Annotated in this window: 14 protein-coding genes; 9 read left to right on the forward strand and 5 right to left on the reverse strand. The window is 53.9% G+C overall.

Features of this window, described 5'->3' with window-relative positions; all coding sequences use genetic code 11:
• Positions 1–61: 61 nt before the first annotated feature.
• On the forward strand, positions 62–1195 hold the full coding sequence (locus AC6I8X_RS01815; protein ID WP_497840450.1) for an L-dopachrome tautomerase-related protein: 1134 nt from the start codon (positions 62–64) through the stop codon (positions 1193–1195).
• On the opposite strand, the gene AC6I8X_RS01820 is transcribed toward AC6I8X_RS01815, so the two are convergent.
• On the reverse strand, positions 1185–1724 hold the full coding sequence (locus AC6I8X_RS01820) for an isochorismatase family protein (RefSeq protein ID WP_313683179.1): 540 nt from the start codon (positions 1722–1724) through the stop codon (positions 1185–1187). The two genes, AC6I8X_RS01815 and AC6I8X_RS01820, sit on opposite strands and share 11 nt — an antisense overlap.
• Before the next feature lie 128 nt (positions 1725–1852).
• Here AC6I8X_RS01820 and AC6I8X_RS01825 point away from each other — a divergent pair, with 128 nt between their 5' ends.
• Complete coding sequence (locus AC6I8X_RS01825) at positions 1853–2683, forward strand: AraC family ligand binding domain-containing protein (protein ID WP_497840451.1); 831 nt, start codon at positions 1853–1855, stop codon at positions 2681–2683.
• Positions 2684–2755: 72 nt separating this feature from the next.
• Positions 2756–3715: a DMT family transporter gene (locus tag AC6I8X_RS01830; RefSeq protein WP_299458218.1), complete on the forward strand. Its 960-nt coding sequence runs from the start codon at positions 2756–2758 to the stop codon at positions 3713–3715.
• 896 nt (positions 3716–4611) lie between these two features.
• On the opposite strand, the gene AC6I8X_RS01835 is transcribed toward AC6I8X_RS01830, so the two are convergent.
• Positions 4612–5007 carry a transposase gene (locus tag AC6I8X_RS01835; protein WP_084871852.1) on the reverse strand — a complete coding sequence of 132 codons (396 nt, stop codon included), beginning with the start codon at positions 5005–5007 and terminating at the stop codon, positions 4612–4614.
• Positions 5008–5533: 526 nt separating this feature from the next.
• Here AC6I8X_RS01835 and AC6I8X_RS01840 point away from each other — a divergent pair.
• Positions 5534–6790 (forward strand): oligosaccharide flippase family protein, encoded by a 1257-nt coding sequence (locus AC6I8X_RS01840; protein WP_497840452.1) that lies wholly within the window; start codon positions 5534–5536, stop codon positions 6788–6790.
• Positions 6791–6798: 8 nt separating this feature from the next.
• Complete coding sequence (locus tag AC6I8X_RS01845) at positions 6799–7749, forward strand: ATP-grasp fold amidoligase family protein (RefSeq protein ID WP_313683173.1); 951 nt, start codon at positions 6799–6801, stop codon at positions 7747–7749.
• A 54-nt stretch (positions 7750–7803) separates the two neighbouring features.
• Here the strand turns inward: AC6I8X_RS01845 and AC6I8X_RS01850 are convergent, their stop codons facing one another.
• Both AC6I8X_RS01850 and soxS read right to left on the reverse strand, forming a co-directional pair.
• Positions 7804–8085 carry a YjcB family protein gene (locus AC6I8X_RS01850; protein WP_084871855.1) on the reverse strand — a complete coding sequence of 94 codons (282 nt, stop codon included), beginning with the start codon at positions 8083–8085 and terminating at the stop codon, positions 7804–7806.
• A 307-nt stretch (positions 8086–8392) separates the two neighbouring features.
• Positions 8393–8821, reverse strand: coding sequence for a superoxide response transcriptional regulator SoxS (gene soxS, locus AC6I8X_RS01855; protein ID WP_084871856.1), 429 nt, complete (start codon positions 8819–8821; stop codon positions 8393–8395).
• 83 nt (positions 8822–8904) lie between these two features.
• On the opposite strand from soxS, the gene soxR reads away from it, so the two are divergent.
• From soxR to AC6I8X_RS01875, 4 genes are all read left to right on the forward strand, one after another.
• Positions 8905–9381, forward strand: coding sequence for a redox-sensitive transcriptional activator SoxR (gene soxR, locus AC6I8X_RS01860; protein WP_084871857.1), 477 nt, complete (start codon positions 8905–8907; stop codon positions 9379–9381).
• Positions 9382–9431: 50 nt separating this feature from the next.
• Complete coding sequence (locus AC6I8X_RS01865; RefSeq protein WP_497841009.1) at positions 9432–10097, forward strand: glutathione S-transferase family protein; 666 nt, start codon at positions 9432–9434, stop codon at positions 10095–10097.
• 208 nt (positions 10098–10305) lie between these two features.
• A complete protein-coding gene (locus AC6I8X_RS01870) occupies positions 10306–11655 on the forward strand; it encodes an NCS2 family permease (RefSeq protein WP_299458203.1) in 1350 nt (449 codons plus the stop codon).
• Positions 11656–11791: 136 nt separating this feature from the next.
• Complete coding sequence (locus tag AC6I8X_RS01875; protein WP_313683172.1) at positions 11792–13441, forward strand: Na+/H+ antiporter; 1650 nt, start codon at positions 11792–11794, stop codon at positions 13439–13441.
• 15 nt (positions 13442–13456) lie between these two features.
• Here the strand turns inward: AC6I8X_RS01875 and AC6I8X_RS01880 are convergent, their stop codons facing one another.
• Positions 13457–14359: a LysR family transcriptional regulator gene (locus tag AC6I8X_RS01880; RefSeq protein ID WP_299458199.1), complete on the reverse strand. Its 903-nt coding sequence runs from the start codon at positions 14357–14359 to the stop codon at positions 13457–13459.
• Between the last annotated feature and the right edge of the window lie 6 nt (positions 14360–14365).

Below are 14365 nucleotides of genomic sequence, written 5' to 3' on the forward strand. Positions count from 1 at the left end.
ATGCGCCATGCTGCTCCGCCATCCTGTCTGACCAATTATCCCGGCTGAATAAGGAGCGTGAGTGAACCTCAACCGCCGTACATTTTTATTAGCCCTCAGTGCGCTGGGCGTGGTGCGCAATGTTCAGGCGTTCACTGCGGAAGATCCTTTGCCACTGGATGTCGCGTTAGTTTCACCGTGGATGGCGAATCAGGTGGCACTGACGCGGAATAACCTGTTGTTTCTTGGCTTGCCGCGCTATGCCAAAGATAAGCCGACGCCGTCACTGGCGCGACGTGAATCCGATGGCACCCTGCGACCCTTTCCGGGCAATAGCTGGAATGAATGGCAACCCGGTAAAGATGGACGCAATGCGTTTGTTTACCTGAATTCCGTGCATATTTTTGCCGATGATACGGTGTGGTGTGTCGATCAGGGTTCACTTAGCGCGGGGGTATTCTCGCCAGAAGATGCGATACCGCAACCGGGGGCGCAGAAACTGGTACAGCTGGATGCCCACAGTGGCGCAATCCTGCAAATCCTGCGTTTTGACGATGAGATCCTGCCGCCAGGCGCGCAAATGAATGATCTGCGATTCCACGGCAACGCGCTGTATATCAGCGATTCCGGCCTGGGCGGCATCATCGTGCATGACATGGTCAGTGGCAGAACGCAGCGCCGCCTGTCTGGTATGCGCGTGGTGAAAGCGTCAGATAAAGCCCCGCCCGCGATGTTAGCCGGGGTCAAAGGGGGTAAAACCTTCCATCCGCCCAATAGCGATATGATCGAAATTACCGCCGATGGTCAATGGCTGTATTGGGCTGCACCGACCGGCCCGCTATATCGGGTCGAGACCCGCTGGCTGCAACAAACTGAGCTGAGTGATGAACAACTCATCAGCCATGTTGAGCAGGTATACGACAATAATTTCTCCGGAGGTTGTTGCATGGACTCGGCGGGAAATGTCTATTTTTCCGAAACCGTGACCCACAATATTCGGGTCCTTGCTCCCTCCGGTGAGACACGGGTACTGACCAGTGATAAGCGGCTACTGCGGCCGGACGGTACCTTCATCAGTCATGACCGGCAGTTCTACATCCCGGTAAAACAACCGCTGGCAGCGCAACCCGGCGCAGCTGCGTGCTTCGCCATTTATAAGCTGTCACTGCCAGATGAGTTTCAGGGGATCAGCCTCGGCGGCGCGGTTACGGGTTAACGGCTTCCACCTGCCAGCTGGCAAGCAGTTCGGCTGTCGGGCGAACCTGTACGGGATTGCCCGGCAGAATCAGATCTGCCCAGACTTCGTTATGCTGGTTGATGAGCTGTTCGGCAGAAACAAAGGTACGATCGGCAGTGGTGTGCGCGTCGGCTGCAACGGTGATGCGATAACCGAGGCTGGCACCCACTTTGAGCGTGGTATCGACACAATAATCGGTCGCACAGCCACAGATCACAAAAGAAGTAATGCCATGCTGTTCCAGCTTTGCCGCCAGGTCGGTCTGCCAGAAGCCGTCACAGGCGGTTTTGTTGACGTAGAGAGCGTTAGCCGGTTGCTGAAGCTCCGGTACGATGCGCCAGCTTGCGCTATTGGCTTCCAGCCCGGGGCCGACGTGCTGAATGAAAATCACCTGGTCGGCGGCGGCGATTAGCTGATTAATACGTGCGCAGCGTCCGGCACGATCAAAACGCGGTGTCGCCAGCACACCGTCCTGCATGTCCACCACCATCACTACATTGTTGCCCATCATTGCCTCCTTTATATGCCTGCGTGCCAGTGTGGCGCTGAAACTCATCACAGGCAAAGCAAATCTGTTTTGCATTTCACCTGACAGGCGAGGCATGCTGGTTATCTGATTAACGATGGAGGTGTGCTGTGTCTGTGGTCCCTGCAATTTTCCCCTGTGAGCGCGATCGGGCGCAGTTCCAGCAATTTGCTGAACTGCCGGGTATTGAACTGTATCAGGCGCACATCTCCCGCTATGCCTTTGAACCGCATACCCACGAAGCCTTTGGCATCGGTACTATTGAGTCTGGAGCGCAGCGCTTCCGTTATCGCGGTACCCACTACACCGCGCCGCAGCATTCTCTGGTGATGATGAATCCTGATGAGTTGCATACCGGCGAGTCAGCCTGTGAGGAGGGCTGGCGCTATCGGATGATCTACATTCAGCCGGATGAGATGGAGAGACTCACCGGTGACCGTAGCTGGTGGTTTAGCGACGCGTTGCGTACCGATATACGCCTGGCGCAGCCCTTTTCTTTGCGGCTGGCGGCCTTATGCCAGGCTGGAACGGCTCTGGAACGTGAAGGTTTGCTGATCGAGTTGCTGGAGTTGTTGCGTCCGCTGGCTCGGCACGGGCAATCCCGCCAGGCCGAGGGGGAACACCGTTTCGATCAGGTGAAAACCTATCTGCGGGATAACCTTGCTGAGCCGGTCAGGCTGGATGAACTGGCGGCATTGGCGGGGCTATCACCGTGGCATTTTCTGCGCAGTTTCCGCCAGCAGTTTCATGTGACGCCACATCAGATGCTGATGGCATTTCGTCTTTATGACGCCAAATTGCGTCTGGCTCAGGGGGAGAGTGCGGCGGCGGTGGCAGCTGCCGTTGGCTTAACCGATCAGGCCCACCTGACGCGAGCCTTCGCCCATCGTTATGGCATTACCCCTGGCCGCTACCAGAAACAGGTCTTTCCCGCGCGCTAACAGCAATCTGCTACAAGCCTTTGCTGCGCTGTTCCGTCACACTGTGGCGGAATGGCGATAAAGGAAGAGATTATGTTAGCTGGAATATTGTTCGCGCTGGCGGCGGGATTGATGTGGGGGCTGATCTTTGTCGGCCCGCTGCTGGTGCCGGATTACCCCGGAACGTTGCAGTCCGCAGGGCGCTATGTCGCGTTTGGACTGATTGCGTTACCCCTCGCCTGGCTGGATCGGCGGCGTCTGCGTCAGCTGGCGCGCAAAGACTGGGTGGAAGCGCTGAAACTGTCGCTGGTGGGTAATCTGATGTATTACGCCTTTCTTGCCAGTGCCATTCAGCGTACCGGTGCACCGGTCTCCACCATGATTATTGGCACCTTACCGGTGGTGATGTCGGTAACTGCTAACCTCTGCTATGGGCATCTGGAAGGGCGCTTGCCATGGCGGCGTTTAACGCCCGCTTTGCTGATTATTTCTTTGGGGCTGGTATGCGTCAACGCCGCCGAGTTACAGGCGCAGGGGGCGGCGCTGGACTGGCCACGTTATCTTACCGGCCTGTTGCTGGCAGTGCTGGCGGTGGGCTGCTGGACCTGGTATCCGTTACGTAATGCTCGCTGGTTGCGCAGCCATCCTCAGCACAAACCCGGCAGCTGGGCGACAGCGCAGGGGCTGGTCACGTTACCCCTGGCGCTGGTGTTTTATTTGCTGGTGTGTGGGCAGATCCACTGGCAACAGCCGGGATTCGGGCTGCCGTTTGGCCCGCAACCCGAGGTGTTCCTGCTCCTGATGCTGGCGATTGGCCTGTTCTGTTCATGGCTTGGGACACTGTGCTGGAACGCGGCCAGTCAGCGTCTGCCTACGGTCATCATGGGGCCATTGATTGTGTTTGAAACCTTGTCCGGGCTGTTCTGGACTTTCCTGTGGCGACAAAGCTGGCCACCCGTGTTAACTGCGGTGGGGATCTGCTGTCTGATCATGGGGGTTATCGCGGCAATGCGTATCAAACCGCAGCCTGTGGTGACATCGTTGGAAATTTAAGCATATGAGGATGCCGGCTCCGATGCTGGTATCCTGAAATACCAGCATTTTTAAGAATAAGACCAGCCCGAAATCCTCTCTGTTTGCCATTTCTGCGCTAAAAAAACCGCGTCTTATAACAATCTCCCGTCTCTGTGTGGCCATTTCTACATTTAAATGGCATATCCGTACCCTGATATCAGGTTGAAATTTGTCCTGATGCTGGCTGTATTTACCCGGTAAAAGGGTTGGTGAGCGTACCCGCGCGTGCGAACCAGGGGTAAAACCCGCAGTCATCTGGGGCTTTTTAGCGCCTTTTGGCACTGATATTGTGCTGCCGGAACCATCATTTCCTTAAGGCGTTGCAGATTCGTTGAGATTCTTTCGCCATCGCTGTGCGGGAAACTGTTTAAGTTTAACGATGAATAGTGAGGTGATATTAATGCTACAGGCAGGGGGGATCACTTTATTGTTTAGTATTGATAACGTTTCTCTTCAGGATAATTCCTGGCATTGAAAGCACGAATAGTTCTTTGGCAGTGGAAGGGGGTGATCGCCAGATTCTGGCGCAGATCCAGTTTAAAAAAGAGTATGGTGAGAAGGATTTCACAGGGGTTGTTCATCAATGCTAAACAGAATAGTCTGCATTCAGTGCAGAGCATTAATGTTGATTAAGTAATAATGAAAGCCCCAATCTCACCGTAATGAGATTGGGTCGGGCGTAAATAGCTTGAATAGCGAGACTTTTGCTGATGTGAATCAATTTTACCGCAAAAAAAGAAGCAATTCCCTGATGAAACTCATCAGGAAAGCATGGTGCGAATTGTTATGTTACGAACACTGAATTAAATGACCTTCATCTCTTCTGGTAAGAACAAATCCCAGCATTAAATCAAATTACAACGGCCGCGATAGTGTTAGCGATTATCTGTACCTGAGGGATAGTGATAAACGCTACGGCTAATATCCAGCAAACGGCAGCTGCGACGGGTTCCAATGTCGAAGGTGGTTTGCAGAAAGTTAACCGCCTGGCGCTTTTCATTGGTGGTGAAGAAGTTTTTCAGTACGCTTTGCAGCATCTCCTTATCAGAACTGAGTGCCTGTAGTTCGCGGGTGAGTATCTGGAGCTTGTCCTCCAGTTCTTTGATTTTTCTACCTTCTTCGGAAGAGAGTCCGGAGAACTTTTTCTTCCAGCTATAGAAAGTGGCCTCGGAAATGCCAAGCTCCTCACAAATCTCCCTGACTTTCACTCCCGTTTCAGAAGCTTTAATGGCATTTGTGATTTGCTCTTCGCTATATCGTGACTTTCTCATAAATGCTATTACCTTTCTTATCAATTAGTGGATGAGAATTACTGTATTAATATCTGGTACTGCAAAAACACTATTAATGCAGTATTAAAGTGCGCGATTAGAATTGCGAGGATTAAATTAAGTTATTTGTAATAAATATCATCATGGGATAAGTCTTATTTTATTCTGATTGCCGTTGAACACCTTCCTGGTATTGGGTTTTTGATATAGATTTATTTCATCCCAACTGCGGAAAAATTCTACATTCATTGGAAAATCAGCATGACCTGCTTGCAAAAGTGACAGGATGTGCCAGTAAGCTTTTAGTCGAAATTGAGACTGAAATCGTTTACATCCGCAGGGTTTCGCGCCGGATTTAATCGGAATTTTCCTGAATTCATTCTCTGAATCCTGATGCGAGTCTCATTTTTCGGACCAGCATGGTCTGAAGTTATTAATTTAAGTCAGGCCCACTAAGACTTGTTTAATTCTTTTCAAGGACGTTGTACCGCTTGCAGTAGCAGTAAGTAATACTAAGGACGAGTTGATGAAATTAAGCGTAATGTCAAATGCCGCCTGGATGATGTCTGAGAAGATCGTCTCTGTTTTTGGCGTCATATTTGTTACCTCCTACGTGGCAAAATCCTTTGGCCCAACGGTGTTTGGTCAAATGGCGTTTTCGACCTCACTTTTCTCTATGGTGCAGACCGTAGCGATGTTTGGCACCGAAACGATACTGTTCAAAACCATCAGCAAGAGTGCGCCAAAAGGCGTACGGCTGATGAACGTGGCACGTACGTTACGGTTAGCGTTATTGGTGCTGACCTCGCTGCCGGTGTTGATTTGGGTCTGGTACAACATGCAGGAAAACTTCCTTGCGTTTGCGCTGGCCTCGTTCATCGCCTCGGTATTTGTCACCCAGGACACCTTCAGCGTGTATAACAATGCGCGCCTGGCTTCACGTCTCAATACCATTGCGAACTCTGTCGGTCTGCTCCTCGGCTTCGCGCTAAGTTTCGGCATTGCCTGGTTCCGGCTGAGCCCGTTATGGCTGACCCTGTCGATCGTGGCCGTGACGCTGGTTCCCTACGCCATCAAGCGCTACAACTTTTACCGCGAGAACCAGGAGCAATCACCGTCGCGCGTGAAACGTGGCCCTTATCTGCGTTATCTGCTGTATGCCGGCCTGCCATTGGCGATCTCCAGCATCTTTATTTCGGTACAGGTGAAAACCGCGCAGATGTTTCTGGTTGGTATCGCTTCAGCACGCGATCTGGGGTTGTTCGCTGCGGCCAATACCATTTCGGCTTCGTGGACCTTTATTCCACTGGCCATCATCACTTCCAGCTTTTCGGAAATATTCAGAGAGCGCGGCGAAGCGGCAATTAAGCTTACGGCGCGTCTGAATGGGTATGTGTTGGGTGTCTCACTGATTCTGTTATTCATCATCGCCTTATATGGTGAAAAAATAATCATTGCTTTATATGGTCACGATTACACGCAGTCAGGAAGTCTCATTACGTTGCTGTCGATAGCCTCCAGTTTCTCGGCGATGGGGACCGTCGCGTACCGCTATATCGTTAAAGAGGGTGGATTTAATTATCTGCTCAGGAAAATTCTCTGCCTGGTCGCCATCGGCCTTCCGATGTCGTGGTGGCTGATCCAGGGGTACGGCATTATGGGCGCTGCCTGGAGCGTTTTCCTGACGGAACTTCTGTCCCTCACCGTAATGAATTACTTCTTCAGAAACGGCGTCATTTACAAGATTCAGGTTTCCTCACTCAACTACAAAACCTACAAATGAGGTCAGATATGCTTAAGTTGAAAGATGAACTGAGAAAAAGTGTGCGGTATTTCATCAGGAAAATGCCCTGGGCTTATCAGGATCGGATTTTTTACTTTCGTAAATTCAGGCGATTACCCAATCTGCGCGAACCGAAAGTATTTAACGAGAAGATCCTGTACCGTAAGTTTGTTTATGGCGATTACCAGAATTATGGGCGCCTGTCGGATAAATATTCGGTACGTGACTACGTTGCCGAGAAGGTCGGCAGTGAATATTTGATTCCATTGCTGTATGAAACCAGCGATCCGCATTCCCTACATACGCTGCCGAGCTGGAAGAACACGGTGATCAAGCCGAATCACGGCTCCAATATGGTGGAAATCCTGCTGGAAGAACCGGATGCGCTGAAAAAGCAGCAGATCATCAGCAACTGCCAGCGCTGGCTGAAAAAAGACTATGCCGATGAGGCGCGTGAGATTCATTACCGTTACATCAAGCCGCGCATTCTGGTGGAGAAATACATTGGTGATGGCAAAACCGCGCCGGTTGATTATAAGTTCCATATGTTTAATAAACGCGATGGCAACTTCGAGTTTGTGTTGCAGGTGATTTATAATCGATGCAATCCACTGATATCAATGAATTTTTATGTGAATAACTTGAATGAGGCCTATCATAAAATCCGTGATACCGGATTGGATATCTCGTCGCAGTTGGCAGCACTGCAACATGCCTTAGCGTTAAGTAAGAAACTGGCGAGTGACTTCGATTATGTTCGTGTTGACTGGTATATCCACGAACAGCAGGTTTACTTTGGCGAGCTGACTTTTACGCCTGGCGCTGGGATGGTTACCGGACTGGATCGTGGGCTTAATCAGATGATGGGTGATATGTGGATTCAGGACCGTCTCGGTGCGAAGACGCCGGGCGGTGCGGTGGGGGATGTCAATATCCCGGCCGTGTTGAAGAAAATTTGAAATCACACAGCAAAATAAAAAACCCCGCGATGCGGGGTTTTTTATTGGTGGAAATCAGGGCATTGGCCAATCGGCAGGGGTCTGACTCATCACCTCGACGAAGGCGTTTTTGGTGATTTCCATAAAGTTATGCAGATTTTCCATGCTCAGGGTGATTCCCAGCAGGCCGGTGACAAACCAGCAGGACATGCCCAGGCCGATTCCGCCGCACATCAGCGCCATCACATGGTGGCTGTTCTGACGAAAACGAATTTTCAGGGTGCTGGCGAAAAACATCATTATTGCGCTCAGCAATTCCCAGCGCATAACGATAAGACTGGTGGTTAAAGTAGCCATCTGCAACGAACCTCTATGAATCAGTAACATCCCTGACATTCATCGGACATCACTGGCGGCAAAGAAGGAAGGTCAGGGAGGCCCTTCAGGCCGTCGTATTACGCATTATTTTGTGACTTGGGTCACATTATATCACTCGATTTGAAATTTTGAACAAAATTTATACCTGGTATGGTAGAAAAAATTTTATCGAAGTTAGATGCGGCATTTATGCGGAATGTGCAAATAATTGCACGGGTGGGTAGCGGCGCGATTTATCGCGCGCCTGACAGGCAGGGTGCGCCCGCAGGGGGGCGCGCAGACAGGATTAGCGGATCGGGCAGCACTCGCCGGTGGTTCGCTGGGTAAAGCTGGCCAGGTTTTCGTTGCAATCAAAGCTCACCAGGCGTGGACGCTGGATCATCGCCTGACGACGCATGGTGTGGCGATAGGCAGTCGGTGTTTGCGAGAACTGACGACGAAACACGCGGGAAAAAGTTTGTTGCGAGTCATAGCCGTACTGCATCGCGATATCAAATACCGGGCGTTGCGTCTGGCGCAGCGCTTCTGCTGCCAGCGTTAAACGCCGTTCGCGGATATAGCCGCCCAATGTTTGTTTCGTCACGGTACGGAACATACGTTGCAGGTGCCATTTGGAATAACCTGATTTGGCCGCTACTTCATCAATTGACAGGGTTTTATCCAGATTCTGATCGATCCAGTGCGTCAGTGAATGAATGATTTCCTCTTGCATCATAACCACATCCTTCTGAGTAGAGATTCGAAGTTTCAATGGGGAGCGAGTATAATTCCTCAAGTTAACTTGAGGTAAAGAGCCAAATGAAAAAAGAACGCAACTACCCGAAGCCGGTGTTGACGCCGGGCGAAGTCGCGAAACGCAGCGGCGTGGCCGTCTCGGCGCTGCACTTTTATGAGACCAAAGGATTGATCTCCAGCACGCGCAATAACGGCAATCAGCGGCGTTACAGCCGCGATGTGCTGCGTCGCGTAGCGATCATTAAAATCGCGCAACGTATCGGCATTCCTCTCGCCACGGTAAGCGATAGCCTGATGCATGTACCCGCCAACAAACGTATGTCTACCCAGGAATGGGATGCGCTGACCCAGCACTGGCGCGAGGAGCTGGATAAACGCATCGAAACACTTACGCGGCTGCGTAACGATCTCGACGGGTGTATTGGTTGCGGTTGTCTGTCGATGCGCGATTGTCCGTTGCGCAACCCCGGTGACCGTTTGGCAGAGCAGGGGTCGGGCGCTGTGTTACTCGATCCGCAACAGGACGAGCAGAAACGCTGAGACGCCATCATCTATACTTGCCGGGTCAATCCATTGGTCAGGAAGCCATGATGATCACCGTTCACCATCTTGAAAATTCCCGTTCACATCGGGTGCTGTGGCTGCTGGAAGAGTTATCGGTGCCTTATCAAATCAAGCGCTACCAACGTGAAGGCACCTTGCTGGCACCGGAGTCGCTGAAAAAAGTCCATCCGCTGGGCAAATCCCCGGTGATCACCGATGGCAATCGGGTAGTGGCGGAGTCCGGGGCCATCCTCGAATATCTGGCAGAAAAATATGACGCCGAGTATCGGCTGAAACCTGCCGATGAGGATGCGCAGATTCAGGCCCGCTACTGGCTGCATTACGCCGAGGGATCGCTGATGCCGTTGCTGGTGATGAAACTGGTGCTCGGCCAGTTGGGCAAAAAGCCGGTGCCCTGGCTGCTACGTCCGGCGGGCAGGGCGCTCAGTGCGGGTATCCAGAAAGCCTGGCTGAACAAGCAGCTGGCGCTGCATGGCGGCGTGATTGAGCAACATCTCAGCCAGCATCCTTACTTTGCCGGTCATCGTTTCACCATCGCCGATATCCAGATGAGTTTCCCATTGCTGGCGATGCGCGCGCGCACCGGTCTGCGCGATATGCCCGCCAGTCTGCGCTGGCTGGAAGGGATGGAACAGCGGGCAGCCTGGCAGCGGGCGCTGGAGCAGGGCGGCCCGATAAATTTCAGCGGTTAAATCCGTTATGCCAGATTATCAGTTGAAAATCGCCGGTCATTCACCGGATAATCGTTTGCCTTTTTTCTGAGTTTCCCCTTTTACGACCAGAAATACGCGGCTACGTAAACGTTTGCTTTGTTTCTTCACCAGAGAGACGTGCACCAGGACGGCGGGCAAACGGTAGCCGTGCGGCCACTCACAACACAAAAAATGCAGAGGATTAATTATGTCTGGCGATTCTCGCCCGGCCAGTGGAAAACTGGACGCCTGGTTTACTATTTCAGCACGCGGTAGCAGCGTGCGTCAGGAAGTGCTGGCAGGGTTAACCACCTTCCTGGCAATGGTTTATTCCGTCATTGTGGTGCCGGGTATGCTCGGTAAAGCAGGCTTTTCTCCGACGGCGGTCTTCGTCGCGACCTGCCTGGTGGCAAGCTTCGGTTCCATCCTGATGGGGCTGTGGGCCAACCTGCCCATGGCTATCGGTTGCGCTATCTCGCTGACCGCCTTCACCGCCTTCAGCCTGGTGCTGGGGCAGCATATCAGTGTGCCAGTTGCCCTTGGGGCGGTGTTCCTGATGGGGCTGCTGTTTACCGTGATCTCTGCCACCGGCATTCGTGCGTGGATTCTGCGTAACCTGCCGATGGGTGTCGCGCATGGCACGGGCATCGGTATCGGCCTGTTTCTGCTGCTGATCGCTGCCGATAGCATTGGCCTGGTGGTGAAAAATCCGGCGGCGGGCTTGCCGGTAGAGCTGGGGCACTTCGCCTCCTTTCCGGTGATCATGGCGCTGGTCGGGCTGGCAGCCATCTTCGGTCTGGAAAAACGCCGTGTACCGGGCGGCATCCTGCTGACCATTGTCGGGATCTCGATTGTCGGATTGATTTTCGACCCGGCGGTGAAGTACCAGGGGCTGTTTGCCATGCCGAGCCTGAAAGATGCCAGCGGCCAGTCGCTGGTGTTTAGCCTCGACATCATGGGCGCGCTGAAACCGGCAGTGTTGCCAACGGTGCTGGCGCTGGTAATGACCGCCGTGTTTGATGCCACTGGCACCATTCGCGCGGTGGCCGGGCAGGCCAATTTGCTGGATAAAGACGGGCAGATCATTAACGGCGGTCGTGCGCTGACCACCGACTCGGTCAGCAGCTTGTTTGCCGGCCTGGTAGGTGCATCTCCGGCAGCGGTGTACATCGAATCGGCGGCGGGGACGGCGGCGGGTGGCAAAACCGGTCTGACGGCGATTGTGGTTGGCCTGCTGTTCCTGGTGATTCTGTTTATGTCGCCGCTGGCGTATCTGGTTCCTGCTTACGCCACCGCGCCCGCGCTGATGTACGTGGGTTTGCTAATGCTGAGCAACGTGGCGAAGATCGATTTCAACGATTTTGTTGATGCCATGTCCGGCCTGCTGACGGCGGTGTTTATCGTGCTGACCTGCAACATCGTCACCGGTATCATGCTTGGCTTTGCTGCGCTGGTGATTGGTCGCCTGTTTGCCGGTGAGTGGCGTAAACTGAATTTCGGCACCGTGGTGATTGCTGTGGCGCTGGTGGCTTTCTACGCCGGTGGCTGGGCCATCTGATCTGAAAATCTCCTGAAGTCCGAATTATTATCTTTCCTTGCTGTGCCGCACGTCGGGTTTTCCTGTCGTGCGGCATTTTGTTTTACACTTTCCAGCGCAACATCGCTTTAACGATTACGATTCGCCTAAGGAAAGCATGGAAATCTTCTTTACTATTCTCATCATGACGCTGGTGGTGTCGCTCTCCGGCGTCGCGGCACGTATTTTGCCTTTTCAAATCCCGCTGCCGCTGGTGCAGATTGCTGCCGGTGCGATGCTCGCCTGGCCCACCTTTGGTCTGCATGTCGATTTTGATCCCGAACTGTTTCTGGTGCTGTTCATTCCGCCCTTGCTGTTCGCCGACGGCTGGAAAACGCCGATCAACGAATTCCTGCACCACGGGCGCGAGATCATCGGCCTGGCTCTGGTGCTGGTGCTGATCACCGTCGTCGGGATCGGTTACCTGATTTACTGGCTGGTGCCGGGCATCCCGCTGATTCCGGCCTTCGCCCTGGCGGCGGTACTGTCACCCACCGATGCGGTGGCGCTCTCCGGTATCGTCGGTGAAGGGCGAATCCCGAAGAAAATTATGTCGATTGTGCAGGGCGAAGCCCTGATGAACGATGCATCCGGCTTGGTGTCACTGAAATTTGCTGTCGCCGTGGCGATGGGCACCATGGTGTTCACCTGGGGCGGAGCCAGCGTTGAGTTCCTCAAAGTGGCGGTGGGCGGCCTGGTGGCGGGTGTCGCAGTCTGCTGGCTGTATGGCCGTTCGCTGCGTCTGCTGAGCCGCTGGAGTGGTGATGACCCGGCGACCCAGACCGTGTTGCTGCTGTTGCTGCCGTTTGCCTCATATCTGATTGCTGAACATCTCGGTGTGTCGGGCATCCTCGCGGCGGTGGCGGCGGGTATGACCATCACCCGTTCCGGCATTATCCGCCAGGCTCCGCTGGCGATGCGTCTGCGTGCCAACAGCGTCTGGCAGATGCTGGAGTTCGTGTTTAACGGCATGGTGTTCCTGATGCTGGGCCTGCAATTGCCGGACATCCTCGAAGCCTCGGTAGCCCAGGCGAATGCTGATCCCAATGTCCAGCTGTGGATGCTGTTCACCGATATTGTGCTGGTGTATGGCGCGCTGATGGTGGTGCGTTTTGGCTGGCTGTGGCTGATGAAACGCGGCAGTCAGCGTTTCCTGAAGAAAAAGCCGCTGGAGTTTGCCAGCTACTCGCTGCGTGAGCTGCTGATTGCCTCTTTCGCCGGGGTACGCGGTGCGATCACCCTCGCCGGTGTGCTGTCAATTCCACTGTTTCTCACCAATGGCGATGCCTTCCCGGCGCGTTACGAGCTGGTGTTTCTCGCCACGGGTGTGATTCTGTTCTCGCTGCTGGTGGGTGTGGTAGTGCTGCCGCTCTTGCTGCGTGGTATTGAAGGTACCGACAAAGCGGGGCATCGTCGCGAGGTGCAAAGCGCGCGTGCCGCGATGGCGACAGTGGCGATTGATAGCCTGCATAAGATGGAAGAACGGCTGGAAAAAGACACTGAAGAGAACATCGACCCGGAGCTGTTGAAAGAGGTGAGCCTGCGGGTGATTGGTAACCTGCGCCGTCGCGTCGTCGGTAAAGACGAGCTGGAGCAGGCGCTGTTTGCCGAAAATCTGGAACGCCGCTTCCGTCTCACGGCTATCAGGGCAGAACGCGCCGAGGTGTACCATCTGCGCGCGACCCAGCAAATCTCCAATGAAACCATGCAGAAATTGCTGCGCGATCTCGACCTGCTGGAAGCCCTGCTGATCGAGAAAGAGGAGTAACGGAGGGGCCGCGCATCACACTGAGATGCGCGGTGCATTATCCGGCCAGTGCTCACGGCAGCAGGCAATCCACGCCTGGGCACTGCGCGACAAATAGCTGCCTTCCCGCCAGATCAATCCCAGGCTCCACTTCAGCTCCGATTCCAGCGGTAGCCACAGTAACGATTGTTTATCCAGACGCTGACAAATCGGCTCCGGCAGAATCGCCAGCCCCATTTCTGCCTGTACCATCGCCGCCAGAAAATCCCACTGCCCACTGCGCACCGCGATATTCGGGGCCAGCCCCAGGCGATGAAACGCCTTCATCAGCTGCCGATTCAGGGAAAACTCTTCGTTGAAAATCAGCAGCGGATGTTCCGCCAGCTCGCCTAAGCCAAGGTGGGTACGATTGAGCCAGGGCGCGGTGCGGGGCAGCAGTACACACAAGGGATGGTGCATCAATTCCAGCGTATTGAGAGGGAGATCGGGGTCAACCGGCAGTGCGGTCAGCGCGATATCGAGGCTGCCATCCAGCACGGCCTGCTGCACAGTCAGACCACCAAATTCGGCGATCTTCAGCTCAACACCCGGATAGCGGCGGCGAAACGCCGAGATGGAACCGGCAATCTGCATCCCGACCATCGGCGGAATGCCAAGGCGCAGCTCGCCGGTCTTCAGCTGGTTGATGTCACCAATTTCAGCTTCCAGCTGATGGAACTCCTGCAAAATCGCCAGTCCACGCTGATACACCGCCTGGCCGCTATCGGTAAGGTGCAGTTTGCGCCCGTCGCGCAGCAGCAGCGTGCAGCCCAGTTCTTCTTCCAACTGGCGCAGCATTTTGCTGATGGTCGGTTGGGTGACGTAAAGCTTCTGCGCAGCGCGGGTGAAACTTTGCTGGCGCACCACTTCGGTAAAGTAGCGCAGAGCGCGGACGTCCATAAAGTA

Source organism: Pantoea sp. X-Soil-TKNS-1280, assembly GCF_059730475.1.